Source organism: Nonomuraea sp. NPDC049758 (genome assembly GCF_040674635.1).
GTDB lineage: Bacteria > Actinomycetota > Actinomycetes > Streptosporangiales > Streptosporangiaceae > Nonomuraea.
The window spans coordinates 62,548-77,724 of record NZ_JBFAMZ010000008.1; the positions used below are offsets into that span (position 1 = coordinate 62,548).

Consider the following 15,177-nt stretch of genomic DNA (forward strand, 5'->3'; position numbering starts at 1 on the left):
CCGTCTGGTAACTTACTTTGTGTACAAACTAATAGCCTGCAAATCGATGCCACACAAATCGTACCCGTGGCCGGGCCGCCGAAAGAGGGACACCTCATGTTTCACCGCAAGCCGCTGGAGGAGCGCATCGCCGAGCGTCAGGCCAAGCTGCCTCCGCTGAAGGAGGGCAAGCACTTCGAGCACGGCCCGGCCAAGTTCGTGTTCGTCACGCTGCTGGTCGTGGTGGTGGTCACGCACCTCGTCGGCCTGGCCATCGTCATGCACTTCGCCTGATCTGCCGGGAACATCCCGGCGGCGGCCGCCGTTACATTCCTCGTGGCCGGTGTGCCCAGTGTCCCCGGGCCTCACCTATCGCCTTCGCGGACTACCGTTCGGCTGGAGCCGCGTTGTGCCCCTCGCCGAGAGGCGACACGCACACCGGTGCCCACGCGTTGAGGGCCCCCCGCCCGTCCCGGCGGGGGGCCCTCGCGCGTGTCCGGGACCGGGCGGCCCGGCTCAGGCACGCGGCCAGGGGCGGCCGGCCAGGCGTTCGATGTCGGTGTTGAAGCGCCTGAGATAGGCGGCGAAGGCGGCGACGTCCTCCGGCGACCAGTCGGCCATCACCTTCTCCAGGCCGCGCACGTTCCGCTCGCGCTCCTCGGTGAGACTGCGCTCGCCCTCCGGGGTGAGGCGGAACTTGCGGGCGATGCCGCCCTCGGGGTCGGGGATGCGTTCGACCAGGCCGGCGCGCAGGAGGGCCGAGGTGTGCCGGTTGAGGGTGGAGACGTCCAGGCCGAAGGCGTCGCTGAGCTGCCCGATGGACATCGGGCCCGAGCCGTGCAGCCGCCGCAGCAGGAGGTGGGCACTGCGGTCGTAGTGCCGGTGCCGGCCGAGCAACATCGTCTCGAACTCGATGAGATGTGTGGGCTTTTCCATCCCAATCCCCCCTTTCGCGAGATATGTGCACCTTACATGAATTGTGTACGTAACACATGATGTGTAGCGTGCACATCCTTCGACGACGGGAGAACAACGTGGGGGGCTCCACATCCACCGCCCGCCCCGGCGGCATCGTCAGCGTGATGGCGGTGGCCGGCATCGTCGCCTCGCTCATGCAGACCCTGGTCGTGCCGCTGATCGGCGAGCTGCCGCGGCTGCTGCACAGCACCGCCTCCGACGCCTCCTGGGTGATCACCGCCACCCTGCTGGCCGGCGCGGTCGCCACGCCGGTCACCGGACGCCTCGGCGACCTGTACGGCAAGCGCCGCATGATGCTCGTCTGCACCGCGCCGCTGATCGCCGGGTCGGTGATCTGCTCGCTGGCCGGGTCGCTCGCCCCCATGATCGTCGGGCGCGGGTTACAGGGCATGGGCATGGGTCTGATCCCGCTCGGCATCAGCGCCCTGCGCGACCTGCTGCCGCCCGACCGGCTCGGCCCCTCGATCGCGCTGATGAGCTCGTCCATGGGCATCGGCGGGGCCCTCGGCCTGCCGGTCTCTGCCGCGGTCGCCGAGTACGCGAGCTGGCGGGTGCTGTTCGGGGGCTCGGCCGTGCTGAGCGTGCTGATCGCGGTGCTGATCCGGGTGCTGGTGCCGCCCACGCCCCCGCTGCCCCGCGCGGGCGCGGCCGGGCGGCTGGACGTGCCGGGCGCGCTCGGCCTCGGCGCGGGGCTGGTGTGCCTGCTGCTGGGGGTCTCCAAGGGCGCCGACTGGGGCTGGGCGAGCGGCACCACGCTCGGGCTGCTCGGCGCGGCCGCGCTGGTCCTGCCGGCATGGGCCCTGTGGGAGCTGCGCGCCGCGGAGCCGCTGGTGGACCTGCGGGTGACCGCCCGGCGGCAGGTGCTGCTGACCAACCTCGCCTCCATCATGGTCGGCTTCTCGATGTACGCCCAGGCGCTGATCGTCATGCAGATCCTCCAGCTCCCCGCGGCCACCGGCTACGGGCTGGGCCAGTCGATGCTGGCCGCCGGCCTGTGGATGGCCCCCTCCGGCCTGATGATGATGGTGGTCTCGCCGCTCGGCGCCCGGCTGTCGGCCGCCCGCGGCCCGAAGGTCACCCTGATCGCCGGGAGCCTGGTCATGGCGCTCGGCTACGGCTCCTCCATGGGCCTGCTGGGGTCGGCGTGGGGCATGCTGGTCGTCACCTGCGTGTGCAGCCTCGGCGTCGGCCTGGCCTACGGGGCGATGCCCGCCCTCATCATGGGCGCGGTGCCCCGGTCGGAGACGGCCGCGGCCAACAGCTTCAACACGCTGATGCGCTCGATCGGGACGACGGTCTCGGCGGCGGTCGTCGGCGTGATCCTGTCGCAGCTGACGATCCGGCTGGGGACGCACACGCTGCCGTCGGAGGCCGGCTTCCGTACCGGCATGCTGGTCGGCTGCGGGGCTGCGCTGGCCGCGGCGGCCGTCACCATGGCGCTGCCGGGCCGTCCCGATGGCCGGGCGGCCGGGGACGAGGCCGCCGCGCCGGCCTCACCCGCCCGCCGCTGACGGCGGACGGGGCCGGTCGCCGCTGACGGCGGACGCGGCCGACCGTCGGGGCCGACCGTCGGGGCCGCGGCGGTTCGGACGGCTCAGCCCGTGAGGTCGCTCTTGTAGAAGACGGTCGCCCGGAACTCGTCGGGGCTGCCGCTGATCTTGCTGGAGAAGCCGAACGCCAGGCGCGGCCCGTCCGACGATCGCCAGATCGCCATTCCCTGAGGCTCGCGACCGGGCAGGGACTCGCCCGCCCTCGTCCGGTAGACCTCCTCCACCGAGGCCCCGGCCTTGTTCATGTCGAGACGGACCAGGTAGGAGGGCTTGGCCGGGTCCGTGGGCCTGGCGGGCGGGCCGCCGTAGGAGAGGTACACGTACTGGCCGTACGAGGTCACGCCCTGGAAGTGGTCGGATTCGGCGAGGCCGAGCTGGGCGTTGGTCGGCAGAGCGCGCTTGGCGAGGACGGGAGTGGTGTCGCTGATGCCCTTGCCGATGACGGCGGGAAGGTCGAACAGCGCGAGGCGCCACGGGCTCGTTGTTCCCATGTAGCGGACGAGCAACCGGTTGGTGTAGGGATCGATCGAGGGTCTCGGACAGTCCCGGAAGTCGGAGAGGCCGATCGGGAACTTCCGAACCCCCGCGTCCTTGTAGGCGAGCGCGCCCCCGTCCCGGTACTTGACACGGCAGATCGTGTGGCTGTTCGGAGCCGCGCCGGAGGACAGGCTCCTCCAGTCGCCCGCCAGCCAGACATAGGGGGATTCGGCCGTGTCCGGCTGGATCGCCATCGACGAGCCGTGATCGAACCCGTGCAGCGCCATGGCGCCCAGCACCTTGCCGTGCAGGTCGGTCCTGGTCACCCAGAGGTCGCCGTTCGTGCTGCCGACCTTGGTCTGCACGAAGTAGATGTGCCCGTGGACGTGGTCGAAGGCGAAGGACTGCATCGCCCAGTAGGGCTGGTGGAGTGTGGCCCGTACGACGGGGTCGCCGCCGGCCCCTTCGAAGACGAAACGCTGCGATGCCGGGACGGTCGCGTACGCCGGTTCGGCCGCGAACAGCGAGAGGCCGCCGCCCGCGGTGGCGGCCGCGACCCCCGCCCCGGTTCGGAGGAGCGCGCGACGGCTCACGGCAGATGTTCCGCTGATGTGGGGATTTTCACTCAAGTGCATCACCCTGCTGGTCGTTCGGCCGTTGTGGTGGATCAAGATCAACCTAGCGGTCGGACCGAGGGGCGTCGAAGACGGCGCCCGAACGAGCGGAGCGGCTCCGGCCTCTTGAATTACCTACACTGTTGGTAGGAAAGTTAGGCAATAGCGGTTCTCGTCACTGGGAGGAAAACGGTGCCCTTGCCTGATTTCCTGATCGCGGGAGTGCCCAAAGCGGGGACGACGGCGCTGCACACCGCGCTGCACCCGCACCCCGACCTGTTCCTGTCGCCCATCAAGGAGCCGAAGTTCTTCCTCACCGACGGGCCACCGCCCGGACGGGGCGGACCGGGCGACGCCGAGACCTACCGGGAACACGTCTGGCGGCGCGCGGACTACGAGGCGCTGTTCGCCGCCGCTCCCCCCGGCGCCCTCGCCGGCGAGTCCACCCCCTTCTACCTGTACGACCTGGACGCCCAACGCCGCATCCGGGAGACCATCCCGCACGTCCGGCTCATCGTGAGCCTGCGCGACCCGGTCGAGCGCGCCCACTCCAACTGGACCCACCTGTGGTCGGCCGGCCTGGAGCCGATCGGCGACCTCGTCCGCGCCTGCGAGGCCGAGCCGGAGCGCATCGCGGCCGGATGGGCGCACTTCTGGCACTACACCGCCCTCGGCCGGTACGGCGGGCAGCTCGCCCACCTGTTCACCCTGTTCCCCCGCGACCAGGTGCTCATCTTCCGTTACCGGGACATCGTGGACCGTCCGGCCGAGACCCTGGACCGCATCTGCGGCTTCCTCGGCGTGCGGCAGGGGCTGCTCACCGGCGTCCCGAGGGAGAACGTGACCGCGCACCCGGACCCCGGCGCGCGGCACGCGTTGCTGTCCACCCTGCGGCGTACCCTTCCCGCGTCCCTGTCCGGGCCGCTGGAGCGGCTGCTCCAGCGGCGCGGCCGGGCGCGCCGGCCGCTGGAGTGGGCGCAGCGGCAGCGACTGATCCCCTACTTCGCGGCGGACGTCCAGCTGCTCCAGCAGGTCACCGGCGAGGACTTCAGCGACTGGCTGCGGCCGCGGGAACGTTCGGGCGGGCTGGTCGGCAGCCGGCCGCCCGGCCAGCGCCAGGCCAGAAACGGCCGCGCCCCCTGACCGCGGGACCCTGACCGCGGGCCGTGACCGCGCCCCCTGACCGCCACGCTGCCCCGGGACGGGCCCGTGAGCGGGCCGGTCAGCGGGGCGGGCGGAGTTCCGTGCGCAGGTCGTGGGCGCCGTCGGCGCGCGTGTACTCGTAGTAGAGGCGCAGGCCGCCGTCCGGCAGGTCGACGAAGGTGAGGTAGCGCAGGCCGCCGCCGTGGTGCGGCGACATCGCGGCGGGCCGGTCGCCCAGGGCGGCCAGCGCGTCGGGGTCGGCGCCCACGGCCACGCCGGTGCGCTCCTCGTAGTTCTCCTCCGCATTGCCGCGGCCGTCGTAGAAGGCCACGAGCCGGTCGCCGTCGAAGCGGACGGCGCTGATCCGGACGCCGCGGGCGTCCCACAGGCCGGGGCGGCCGGTCAGGGCGGTGCCGTGCCAGGTCCAGTCCAGGCCGTCGGCGCTGGTGGCGTAGTCGGTCACCATCCGGTCGGCCTCGTCGGGGTCGGCCAGCGGGTGGCAGGAGGCCCACAGGTGCCACACGTCGCCGCGCCGCACGATCACGGTGTCCTTGACCCCGGTCTTGGGGTCGCCGGGCAGCACCGTCGTGCGGGTGCGCGGGTCGAACGCGGCGGGATCGGCGGCCTCGACGACCTCCACCCGCCAGTGCTTGGTGCCGGGTGTGGCGCAGCTCAGGTACAACCGCCAGCGTCCCTGCGGGGTGCGGACCAGCGCGGGCCGCTCCAGCGACTCGGCGTCCATCTCCTCGCGGGTGATCGTGGTCAGCGGCTCGAAACGCTCGCCGTCGGACGAGCGGGCGACGACGACCGCGTACCCGCGGCCCTCACCGACCGGGCGGCGCAGGCGGTAGGCGAGGTAGATCAGCCCGTCCGCGGCGACGGCGCTCGGCGCCCCGGCCCAGTGGCCGTGCGCCGGGACCGGCGGCTCGACCGCCACGACGGCGCGGCCGGGGTCGGGGAGCAGGGCGTTCTCGTCGATCGACATGGAACCGAGGCTAGGCCAGGACGTGGAACCGGACATGGCTGCTTACCCCTCCTTGGGATTATCCTTATTACCTATAGACTTTATGGGGTTATGGCCGTCCGCCGCATGCCCGGCACGCCGGAAGTGCGGGCGCGTTTCGCGGCGCCGGGCGCGCAGCGACTCCCTCCGGCGGCCGGCGTCCCACGCATATGCTGGTCCGATGCCAACCCCTGAGTTCGTCCTCGCGCTGCGCGAGAAGATCGGCACCGAGCCGCTGTGGTTGTCCGGGGTGACCGCGGTCGTGCTGCGCGAGGACCAGGTGCTGCTGGTCCGCCGGAGCGACACCGGCGCCTGGACGCCCGTGACCGGCATCATCGACCCGGGCGAGCAGCCCGCCGACGCCGCGTTGCGCGAGGTGGCCGAGGAGACCGGCGTACGGGCCGTCGCCGAACGGCTGGCCCTGGTGCACGTCACCCGCGAGGTCACCTACCCCAACGGCGATCGGGCCCGCTACCTCGACCTGGTGTTCCGCTGCCGCTGGCGGTCCGGCGACCCCTATCCGGCCGACGGCGAGAACAGCGAGGTCCGCTGGTTCTCCCTGCGGGAGCTGCCGGACCTGAGCGCCGACATGCGCGCCCGCCTCGACGCCGCCCTCAGCGACAACCCGGCCGCCCGCTTCCACACCACCGACCACTGACCGCGCGCCCCTTAACCGCGGAGCCCCCCACCGCGCAATCCCTCACCGTGCGACCCCTTACTGCGGGGCCCCTCACCGCGCGGCCGCGGGCCGCCCCCGGCGTGGCGGGTGTGCTGCCCCGCGATCTATGGTGGGGGCCGGATGCGGAAGGATCGGGCCCATGGCGGGAAAGACCATCGTCCTGACCGGCGCCAGCGATGGCATCGGCCGTGCCGCGGCACGCGCCCTGCGACAGCGGGGCGACGAGGTCGTCCTCGTCGGCCGGTCGTCCGGCAAGACCGCGGCGCTGGCGAAGGAGCTGGCGGCCGACCACCACGTGGCCAACTTCGCGCGCCTGTCAGAGGTACGCGATTTGGCGGCCACCCTGCTCGACCGCCACCCGGCCATCGACGTGCTGGTCAACAACGCCGGGGCCATCATGGGCTCGCGCACCACCACGCCCGACGGCCACGAGGCGACCTTCCAGATCAACCACCTGGCGCCGTTCCTGCTGACCACGCTGCTGCTGCCCCGGCTGCTGGCCGCCGGCGGCACGGTCGTCACGACGTCCAGCCTGATCAACACCCGCGCCCGGCTCGACCTCGACGACCTCGACGCGGTGCGCCGCTACTCGGGCAGCCGGGCGTACGCCAACTCCAAGCTGGCCAACATCCTGTTCACCCGCGAGCTCCAGCGCCGCCACGGCGCGGACGGCCTGGCCGCGGCCTCCTTCCACCCCGGCGTGGTGGCCACCAACTTCTCCGGCGGCGGCGACAGCACTGCGCGGCTGCTCTACCACACGCCGCTGAAGCGGTTCCTGCTCACGCCCGAGCAGGGCGCCGACACCCTGGTCTGGCTGGCCACCTCGCGGCCGGGCGCCGACTGGGCACCCGGCGGCCACTACGAGAAGCGCCGCCCTTCGGCCGTCCACCGCCTGGCGGACGACCCCGACCTGGCACGCCGCCTGTGGGAGCGCAGCCAGGCCCTCGTCGAGCCCGCCTGACCGGTCCCACGGCCGCGGGCGTGAGTGGTGGGCGGCGGAGGGCCGACCCCGTCATGCCGGTGTTAGGTCGGTGGCGGCATCCTGGAGTCCCCGGAAGGAGACAGATGCCGCCACGTCCCAGGCTGCCCGCACGTACGGTCCGCCTGCGCTTCACCCTCCTGTACGGCGGGCTGTTCCTGGCCTCCGGCGCGGGCCTGCTGGTTTTGGTCAACCTCGTCGGCATGCCGCTGTCGCGGACCGAGCCGGTGCCGGTCCGGCCCGGCGGCGGGCCGGCCCCGGCCGCCGCCGAGGAGTACATCGCCCTGCTCCAGGCCCAGCTCGCCGACGTGCACGCCACGCAGTCGCGTCAGCTTCTGGCGGGGTCGGTGCTCGCGCTGGCCGTCATGGCCGTGGTGTCGATCGTGCTCGGCCGGGTGGTCGCGGGCCGGGTGCTGCGTCCGCTGCGCACGATCACCGCCGCCACCCGCCGCATCTCCGCCGACAACCTGCACGAACGCCTGGCCGTGCCGGGGCCGGCCGACGAGGTCAAGGACCTGGCCGACACCATCGACGGGCTGCTCGCCCGTATGGAGGGCGCCTTCGCCGCGCAGCGCCGGTTCGTCGCCGACGCCTCGCACGAGCTGCGCACCCCGCTGGCCACCATGCGGGCGCGGCTGGACGTGGCCGTGGCCAAGCCGGAGCCCGTACCAGACCAGACGCTGGCGCTGGCCGACCGGCTGCGCACCGACCTCGACCAGGTCGACCGGCTCCTGGAGAGCCTGCTCGCGCTGGCCCGCGCCCAGCACGGCAGCCTGCCCGACGCCGCCGCGATCACGCTCGGCGACCTGGTGCGGCAGACTCTGGACGCCCGCGCCGCCGACCTCGCGGCCCGTCGCCTCACCCTGGACGAGGAGGGCGTCGCGGAGGGGGTGCGGACGCGGGGCAGCGTCGCGCTGGTCACGCGTATGGTGCACAACCTCGTCGACAACGCGATCGTCCACAACCAGGACGGCGGCTGGATCAGGGTCGAGGCCGCGGCCGACGGCCGGTGGGCATGCCTGGTCGTGGAGTCCGGCGGGGACCGGCTCGACCCCGGACAGGTGGCGCGGCTGGCGCGGCCGTTCCAGCGGCTCGGCGCGGACCGCACCGGGTCGGCGGACGGCTCGGGGCTCGGCCTGTCGATCGTCGCGGCCGTCGCGCAGGCGCACGGCGGCGGCCTCGACCTCGCGGCCCGCCCCGAGGGCGGGCTGCGCGCCACCGTGCGGCTGCCGGCATGAGGGTGCTGGTGGTGGAGGACGCGCGGGCGCTGGCCGCCGTGCTCGCCGAGGGCCTGCGCGACCAGGGCATGGCCGTGGACGTCGCCCACGACGGACTGGAGGCGGCGGCCAAGCTCGACCTCGCCCCCTACGACGTGGTGCTGCTCGACCGCGACCTGCCGGGCATCCACGGCGACACCCTCTGCCAGATGCTCACTGACCAGGACGAACGCCCCATGGTCCTGATGCTGACCGCGGCCGGCTCGCCCGGCGACCGGGTGAGCGGGCTGACCCTGGGCGCCGACGACTACCTGGCCAAGCCCTTCCACTTCCCGGAGCTGGTGCTGCGGGTGAGGGCGCTGGCGCGCCGCCGTCCCGGCGCCCGGCCGCGCACGTTGCGCGGGGCCGGGATCGAGCTCGACCCGCTGCGGCACACCGTCACCCGGGACGGCCGTCCGCTGGAGCTGTCGGTCAAGGAGTTCGCCGTGCTGGAGGCGCTGCTGCGCGCGTCGCCCGGCTTCCTGAGCACCGAGGCCCTGCTCGACCAGGTCTGGGACGAGCACGCCGACCCGTTCACCAACACCGTGACCGTCACCGTCGGCCGTCTGCGCCGCAAACTGGGCGAACCGCCGGTGATCAGCACCCGGCCGGGCGTGGGGTACCGGATCGGATAGCAGGGCCGTCCGGTGCCCGCAGGTGGTCTTCACCGACGGGGGCGCAAGGTCAGACCAGGGGCTGATGCGCGGCGGGGTTCCGTCTGCGATCGTGAGGGCGTGAGGACGGCTGGGGGCGCACCCTGGCGGTGATCGTCCGCGCGACGGGGCCGGTCCGCCCCTGGTGAGCAGGCAGGAGGAGACGCCGTGATCAGATTCGGCTATGCCGACACCCCGTTCGGCCAGATCCACCACGCCTCGTGCGGCACGGGCGAGCCGGTGCTTCTGCTGCACCAGACCCCCCGCTCATGGGACGAATACCGCGAAGTGCTCCCCCTGCTCGGCCGCACCCGGCGAGCCATCGCCATGGACACGCTCGGCTTCGGCAACTCCGCCCGCCCACCCGAGCACTCGATAGAGACCTACGCCGCCGGCGTGTTAGCCCTGATGGACGCCCTCGGCCTGCCGCGAGCCGCCGTGGCCGGGCACCACACGGGCGGCGTCATCGCGGTCGAGACGGCGGCGCGCGCGCCCGACCGCGTCACCGCCCTGGTGCTGTCCTCCACGCCGATGGTCGACCCCGACGGGCGGCGGCGTCGTGCGGGCCGTCCCTCCATCGACGCCGTGCGCGAGCAGTCCGACGGCTCCCATCTGGGCGAGTTGTGGAGCCGGCGGGCCCCCTACTACCCGTGGCCGCTGCTGACCCGGTTCGTCCGCGACGCACTGACGGTCCTGCCGGAAGTGGAGCGCGGGCACGAGGCGGTGGCCGCGTACCGGATGGAGGAGCGGGTCGGGCTGGTCCGCTGTCCGGTGCTGGTCGTCGGAGCCACCGACGACCCCTTCGCCTTCCCCGAGCTCGAGCGCCTGGCCGCCGCCCTTCCCCACAGCACCCAGGCCGTGGTCAAGGGCGGCTTGATCCCGCTGGAGCACCAGGCGGCGGAGTTCGCGACGCTCGTGGCGGACTTCCTGGACCGCCAGGCCCGCGAGACCGGCTGAGGCGGCCCCGGTCAGGCGGGAGCCACCCACTCGACGAACTGGATGACGATCCCGTTGGGGTCGGTCACCTGGAACAGGCGCTCACCCCAGGGCTCCTCACGCAGCGGCATGGTGATCTCGACGCCCGCGTCACGCAGCAGCTTCTCCTGCCCGTGCAGGCCGCCGTCCAGGGTGAAGGCCAGGATGAGACCGGAGGCGTGCTGGTCGCGCTGCTCCGGCGGCAGGACCTCGATGCCGCGGGCGAGCAGCACGACGTCCATCGCGTCGGCGCGAGTGAGCGAGGCGAACCCGTCCGCGGCGACCCGGACGGTGTAGCCCAGGTGTTCGGTGAAGAACGCCTGGGAGGCGGCGACGTCGGCAACGGTGAGCGAGACGGTGGACGTGGCGATCTGCAAGAAGGTCTCCATGAGAGATGAGAACGGCTGAACGAAACACGAGCCGCCGGTTAGGACGGCCCTGCCCGACGTCGACCACGACAGCCAACAGGCCCATGGACGCGGCCCACCGTGGACGGCATCAGCGGGCGGCGGCGAACGCGGTCAGGGGCGAGGGGCGGTCGTCGCAGGGAGGGTGGGGATCAGTGAGCGCGGCGGCGGGGGAGGTTGCGGGTCACTTGCGGGTCCTGCCATCCCCGTGCGCCATGGTCGGCGGACGGTCTGCGGACTCCGCCGCCCGGGAGGTAAGAGTGCTGCGACTTGCGGTCGCGGCCCTCCGACACCCCAAGGTCGATCTTGAAAGCTACAGCCGGGAAGAGCTTGAGTTCCAAGCAGTTTCTCCTTTTCGTTCGTCGGTCGCAAACTTACGATGGACGTAAATATAGCCCGAGGGTTCGAGGGATGTCAACGTAAAAATACAACGAGGGTAAGATTCATTCATGGCTCACGAGACCTCGCCCGCCCCCGGCCTCCGCGAATCCAAGAAGCAGGAGACCCGGCAGCTCATCTCCGACCACGCCACCAGGCTGTTCATCACCCAAGGGTTCGAGCAGACCACCATCGCCGAGATCGCCACCGCCGCCCGCATCGCCAAGAAGACAGTGACCAACTACTTCCCGCGCAAGGAGGACCTGGCCTTCGACCATCAGGAGGCGTTCACGTCCGCCCTGGCCGACGCCGTCACCGCCCGCGGTCCCGGCGAATCGGCCCTGTCCGCTCTACGACGTGCCTTCCTGACCTCCGTCGCGGCCCAGGACCCGGTGGCCGGGTTCTCCGGACCGGAGTTCGCCCGCATGATCGCCGACAGCCCCACCCTGACGTCCTGCCTGCGCGGCCTGCACGACCAGCGCGAACAGCACCTCGCCCGGGCCCTCGCCGACGCCACCGGTACGACGGCAGACGACATCACCGTCCAGACCGCCGCCGGGCTGCTGGGAACCGTGCACCGGGTGCTGTTCCAGCGCATCCACGAGCTCACCCTGACGGGCCTGCCCAACGACCGCATCGCCGACACGATCGCCACCGACGCCACCCGCGCCTTCGACCTCCTCGAACCCGCACTCTCCAACTACGCCCCCGCCTGAAACCCCGCCTCAGAAGGCCGCCTCCCCAGTCCCGGTAGGCCGCCCCTGGCCTCAGGAACCGTCCTGGCCTGGGCAGCCGTCCTGGCCTGGGCAGCCGTCCTGGCCTCAGGAGCTGCCTGGATGTGGCCGGTGGGAGCCGGGGGGAGCTGCTCGGTCGCCAGAGCCTGGGCAGCGCCGCCAAGGTCGGGGGCGGCCCGAGTCTCGTGGGCGGCCCCCACTCAGGGGCCGCCCGCTCAGGGGCCCCGCACACTCAGGGGCCGTCCCAGTGTCAGGAGTCCTGCGGGTCGGGGGCCAGCGGTGGGGTGGGTGGGGTGTGCCAGGTTGTCAGGAAGGCTTTGGCCAGGGTGCAGGCGCCGGCGTACGGGCCCTCGGCATGGGACAGGGCGGCGGCGGTGATCTCCGCGACGCGGTTCTCGACCAGGTGGCCGACCTCGTCCGCGGTGGAGACCGTTCCCGCCCGTTCGGCGAGGTAGCCGATCGTGGCACCCGCGCCGCAGACGAAGTCCGCCAGCGTCACCACGCCCCGCTCCCCCAGTGTCCGCAGCCCCCGGGCGGTGTAGGGCACGTTCGCGGCCGGCGCGACCAGGCCGGCCCGCACCGTCGCCGCCCGCCGCGCCGACAGGGTGCCGGCCCGCGCCCCGGGGACCAGCACGTCGGCGGGCACCTCGTACAACGCCTCGGGCGGCAGCACGGGCAGGCCGAGCCTGGTCACGCAGGCGTCGCCGTGCTCGGCGCGCAGTTCCTCAAGGGCAGCGACGTCCAGCCCGGCGGGGTCGCTGACGCACCCGTGCAGGGTGGACAGGGCGACCAGCCGCGCGCCGCGCCGCGCCGCCTCGCGCACGACGGCGCTGCCCACCTTGCCGAAGCCCTCCACCGCCAGCGTCCGCCCGGCCAGGCCGCCGAGCGCCGTCGCGGCGGCCACGACCACGCCCAGCCCGGTGACGACGGTGTCCACCAGCTCGCCGCCGGCCTCCCCGTGCATGATCGAGTCGGCCCGGTAGCCGGGCAGCGGCGCGAAGTCCTGCGTCCGCGTGCCCAGGTCCGAGGAGGTGAGGAAGGTGCCCTTCTCGACCAGCGGCGCGACCTCCTGGCAGAAGCGCGCCACCGTGCCCGCCCGGTCGGCCGGCGAGGCCCGCAGCACCGCCTTGGCCCCGCCGATCCGCTCGCCGAGCACGGCCAGCTTGTACGTCATCGCCCGCGCCAGCAGTCCCGCCTCCTCGCGGGTGACGTCCGGCGCCAACCGGGTGCCGCCCGCGCTGACCGGGCAGTCCAGGTCGAAGGCGATGCAGCCGTCCACCGAGACGAGTTCCATGATCCTCATCCGCGCTCCCCGCGTCCGTACGAACCGTGCCTGCCGCCCAATCTCTGCGCCGCCCGGCCGCCTGTCCATGGGTCACCGTCGATCGGAATGACCGCCCGGAACGCACTCCAGCGCCCAGGCCTCTGGCCATGGCTCCAGCCCTGGCCGGGAAGCCCGGACGCCTGTCCAGGGTCAGGGAGCGTTGTATCCCAAGGTGTACGGACCGGTGCCCGAGTAGGAGTGCACCCGGTAGCGGTAGTAACCGGCCGCGCCGGTGTAGGTGAGCGTCTCGTCGGCTCCCGACCCGGCGCTCTGCGCGACCGTCGCCCACGTGGACCCGTTCCAGCGCTGGAGGTACAGGTCGAAGTCGGCGCCGGCCGGGCCGTCCAGGCACGCCTGGTGCGGGCCGGTGACGGTGGTCTGCAGATACCCGCCGTCGGGCTGGTACTGCTCCGCCCCGGAGGCCAGCGTCCCGGACTTGGTGGTCTCGTAGCCGGAGCAGCCGCCCGCGACGGCCACGGACAGGGCGAAGGCGACCGTGTGGGTGGTGGCGGGGCCGGTGGCGGTGACCGTGATCGTGTACATGCCGCCGGGCGTCTGCGCGGAGGTGGAGATCGTCATGACGGACGTGCCGCCCGACTGGACGGTGGGCGGCGCGAACGTCGCGGCGGCCCCCGCCGGCAGCCCCGTGGCGGCGAACTGCATCTGCTGGGGACCGCCGCGCGTGACGGCGGTGGAGATGGTGCTCGTGGTCGACCCGCCCGGTGTGACGCCGCCGCTCGTGGGCGTGAGCGAGATCGCGAAGTCGCCGCCGCCGTTCGGCGGGGTGTTGTCGATCATGCCGGAGATCTCGTTGTACACCTCGGTGATGCGCGTCCCCCAGTTGGGGCAGCCGCCGAGGTGGTGCAGCGCGATCACCTTGTGGCTGGAGGCGGCGATCAAGGGGGAGCCGGAGTTCCCGCCGGAGGTGTCGCAGCGGTAGCCGGTGTTGACGCCCGACGACACCACGTCGATCTTGCAGGCCGCGCCGCCCTGCGTGTCCTCGTACAGGGACAGGCGCTTGGGCAGGGTGTCGCCGTGGCCGGGGATGTAGATGCGCTCGCCCGCCACCGGGGGACGCGGATCGAGGTACAGGGTGCCGAACTGCTGGATCGCGGCGAAGTCGGCGACGCTGAAGAGCGTGTAGTCGAGCGCTTCGAGTGCGCTGGTCTTCAGGAACTGGCCGCCGCCGACCTTCGTCCCGGCGCCCGGGTTGTCGCCGCCGCAGGTGGCGCAGTCGTAGTCGAACTGGAACTCGCTGGCGCTCAGGTCGGCGGCGCTCTCCATGCAGTGGTGGTTGGTCAGCATGCGGTTGGTGTTGCCGACCCGCCAGGCCGTGCAGTAGCCGAGGCCGTTGAGCAGCTGGCGGGCCACGGCGCGGCTGCGGGCGTACTCGGTGGGGTTGCTGTCCTTGTAGCAGACCACGTCCCGCCGCGCGTCGGTGCCGCAGACGCTGAACGTCCGCGGCGTCAGGGCCGCGGCCTCCTGGGTGGTGTAGCCGCGGAAGTACCGGTCGATGCGCACGCCGAAGCCCTGCCGGGCCAGCCGGACGGCGTCGCGCGGCCCGGACGCGTGCAGGGTGACCACCGCCGTGTCGCCGTCCACGGAGAGCGCGGCGAAGCCGGGGACGCCGTGCAGCGTGTACCCGGAGCCGGTCGGGTAGCGCCCGCGGGTGGGGTCGCCGTAGTAGGTGTGGGTCTCGCGGCCGTCCGGCGACGCGACGGTGACGTAGTCGCCGGGCACGAGGGTGAGCGCGGCGAAGTGCACCTTGACGTAGCGGGAGCCGGGCCGGGTGACGCGCGTGCTCCAGCTCCGTCCGGCGGCGCCGTAGGGCAGGGACAGGTCGGCGAGCACCTCCTCGCCGGCCGGGGAGACCCGGCTGTCGAGCTGCGCGTGCAGGGGTGCGGCGGCGGGGGCCTGCGCGAGGGCGGGGGCCGGGGTCGCCGGCGCGACGACGGCCAGCGCGGCGATCAACGCCGTGGCCGCCGCTCTCCATCGGGAAGGACTCATGCGGGGGACACCTCCACGTGAGGGGTGACCGAAGCAGGCCG

The 15,177-nt window shown here is 72.8% G+C and carries 15 protein-coding genes; 9 read left to right on the forward strand and 6 right to left on the reverse strand.

The features are described 5' to 3' along the window. Nucleotides 1-96 precede the first annotated feature (96 nt). On the forward strand, nucleotides 97-273 hold the full coding sequence (locus tag AB0J46_RS22195; protein ID WP_189650423.1) for a hypothetical protein: 177 nt from the start codon (nucleotides 97-99) through the stop codon (nucleotides 271-273). 222 nt (nucleotides 274-495) lie between these two features. On the opposite strand, the gene AB0J46_RS22200 is transcribed toward AB0J46_RS22195, so the two are convergent. Then, nucleotides 496-915, reverse strand: coding sequence for a MarR family transcriptional regulator (locus AB0J46_RS22200; RefSeq protein WP_352363665.1), 420 nt, complete (start codon nucleotides 913-915; stop codon nucleotides 496-498). A 98-nt stretch (nucleotides 916-1,013) separates the two neighbouring features. Between AB0J46_RS22200 and AB0J46_RS22205 the strand changes: the two genes are divergently transcribed. After that, nucleotides 1,014-2,468 (forward strand): MFS transporter, encoded by a 1,455-nt coding sequence (locus tag AB0J46_RS22205; protein ID WP_364334853.1) that lies wholly within the window; start codon nucleotides 1,014-1,016, stop codon nucleotides 2,466-2,468. A gap of 83 nt (nucleotides 2,469-2,551) precedes the next feature. Here the strand turns inward: AB0J46_RS22205 and AB0J46_RS22210 are convergent, their stop codons facing one another. Next, complete coding sequence (locus AB0J46_RS22210; RefSeq protein ID WP_364334856.1) at nucleotides 2,552-3,577, reverse strand: hypothetical protein; 1,026 nt, start codon at nucleotides 3,575-3,577, stop codon at nucleotides 2,552-2,554. 213 nt (nucleotides 3,578-3,790) lie between these two features. Here AB0J46_RS22210 and AB0J46_RS22215 point away from each other — a divergent pair, with 213 nt between their 5' ends. Further along, nucleotides 3,791-4,741 carry a sulfotransferase gene (locus AB0J46_RS22215; protein WP_364334859.1) on the forward strand — a complete coding sequence of 317 codons (951 nt, stop codon included), beginning with the start codon at nucleotides 3,791-3,793 and terminating at the stop codon, nucleotides 4,739-4,741. Between the two features lie 79 nt (nucleotides 4,742-4,820). On the opposite strand, the gene AB0J46_RS22220 is transcribed toward AB0J46_RS22215, so the two are convergent. Further along, nucleotides 4,821-5,726, reverse strand: coding sequence for a hypothetical protein (locus tag AB0J46_RS22220; RefSeq protein ID WP_364334862.1), 906 nt, complete (start codon nucleotides 5,724-5,726; stop codon nucleotides 4,821-4,823). A 199-nt stretch (nucleotides 5,727-5,925) separates the two neighbouring features. Here AB0J46_RS22220 and AB0J46_RS22225 point away from each other — a divergent pair, with 199 nt between their 5' ends. The 5 genes from AB0J46_RS22225 to AB0J46_RS22245 all read left to right on the forward strand — a co-directional run bounded on the left by AB0J46_RS22225 (nucleotide 5,926) and on the right by AB0J46_RS22245 (nucleotide 10,268). Continuing rightward, nucleotides 5,926-6,402, forward strand: coding sequence for an NUDIX domain-containing protein (locus AB0J46_RS22225; protein WP_364334865.1), 477 nt, complete (start codon nucleotides 5,926-5,928; stop codon nucleotides 6,400-6,402). A gap of 160 nt (nucleotides 6,403-6,562) precedes the next feature. Beyond that, on the forward strand, nucleotides 6,563-7,384 hold the full coding sequence (locus AB0J46_RS22230; protein WP_364334868.1) for an SDR family NAD(P)-dependent oxidoreductase: 822 nt from the start codon (nucleotides 6,563-6,565) through the stop codon (nucleotides 7,382-7,384). 104 nt (nucleotides 7,385-7,488) lie between these two features. After that, nucleotides 7,489-8,640, forward strand: a complete 1,152-nt coding sequence (locus AB0J46_RS22235; RefSeq protein ID WP_364334871.1) for an ATP-binding protein — start codon at nucleotides 7,489-7,491, stop codon at nucleotides 8,638-8,640. After that, entirely contained in the window at nucleotides 8,637-9,293 is a 657-nt protein-coding gene (locus AB0J46_RS22240) for a response regulator transcription factor (protein WP_364334874.1), read from the forward strand. The genes AB0J46_RS22235 and AB0J46_RS22240 overlap by 4 nt, the downstream gene beginning before the upstream one ends. A gap of 186 nt (nucleotides 9,294-9,479) precedes the next feature. Then, nucleotides 9,480-10,268: an alpha/beta hydrolase gene (locus AB0J46_RS22245; RefSeq protein WP_364334877.1), complete on the forward strand. Its 789-nt coding sequence runs from the start codon at nucleotides 9,480-9,482 to the stop codon at nucleotides 10,266-10,268. Nucleotides 10,269-10,279: 11 nt separating this feature from the next. On the opposite strand, the gene AB0J46_RS22250 is transcribed toward AB0J46_RS22245, so the two are convergent. After that, a complete protein-coding gene (locus AB0J46_RS22250; protein WP_364334880.1) occupies nucleotides 10,280-10,663 on the reverse strand; it encodes a VOC family protein in 384 nt (127 codons plus the stop codon). A gap of 479 nt (nucleotides 10,664-11,142) precedes the next feature. On the opposite strand from AB0J46_RS22250, the gene AB0J46_RS22255 reads away from it, so the two are divergent. Then, complete coding sequence (locus AB0J46_RS22255) at nucleotides 11,143-11,787, forward strand: TetR/AcrR family transcriptional regulator (protein ID WP_364334883.1); 645 nt, start codon at nucleotides 11,143-11,145, stop codon at nucleotides 11,785-11,787. 268 nt (nucleotides 11,788-12,055) lie between these two features. On the opposite strand, the gene AB0J46_RS22260 is transcribed toward AB0J46_RS22255, so the two are convergent. Together AB0J46_RS22260 and AB0J46_RS22265 are read right to left on the reverse strand one after the other, a co-directional pair. After that, nucleotides 12,056-13,108, reverse strand: coding sequence for a Glu/Leu/Phe/Val dehydrogenase dimerization domain-containing protein (locus tag AB0J46_RS22260; RefSeq protein ID WP_364334886.1), 1,053 nt, complete (start codon nucleotides 13,106-13,108; stop codon nucleotides 12,056-12,058). A 171-nt stretch (nucleotides 13,109-13,279) separates the two neighbouring features. Next, nucleotides 13,280-15,136, reverse strand: a complete 1,857-nt coding sequence (locus AB0J46_RS22265) for a serine protease (RefSeq protein WP_364334889.1) — start codon at nucleotides 15,134-15,136, stop codon at nucleotides 13,280-13,282. Nucleotides 15,137-15,177 lie beyond the last annotated feature (41 nt).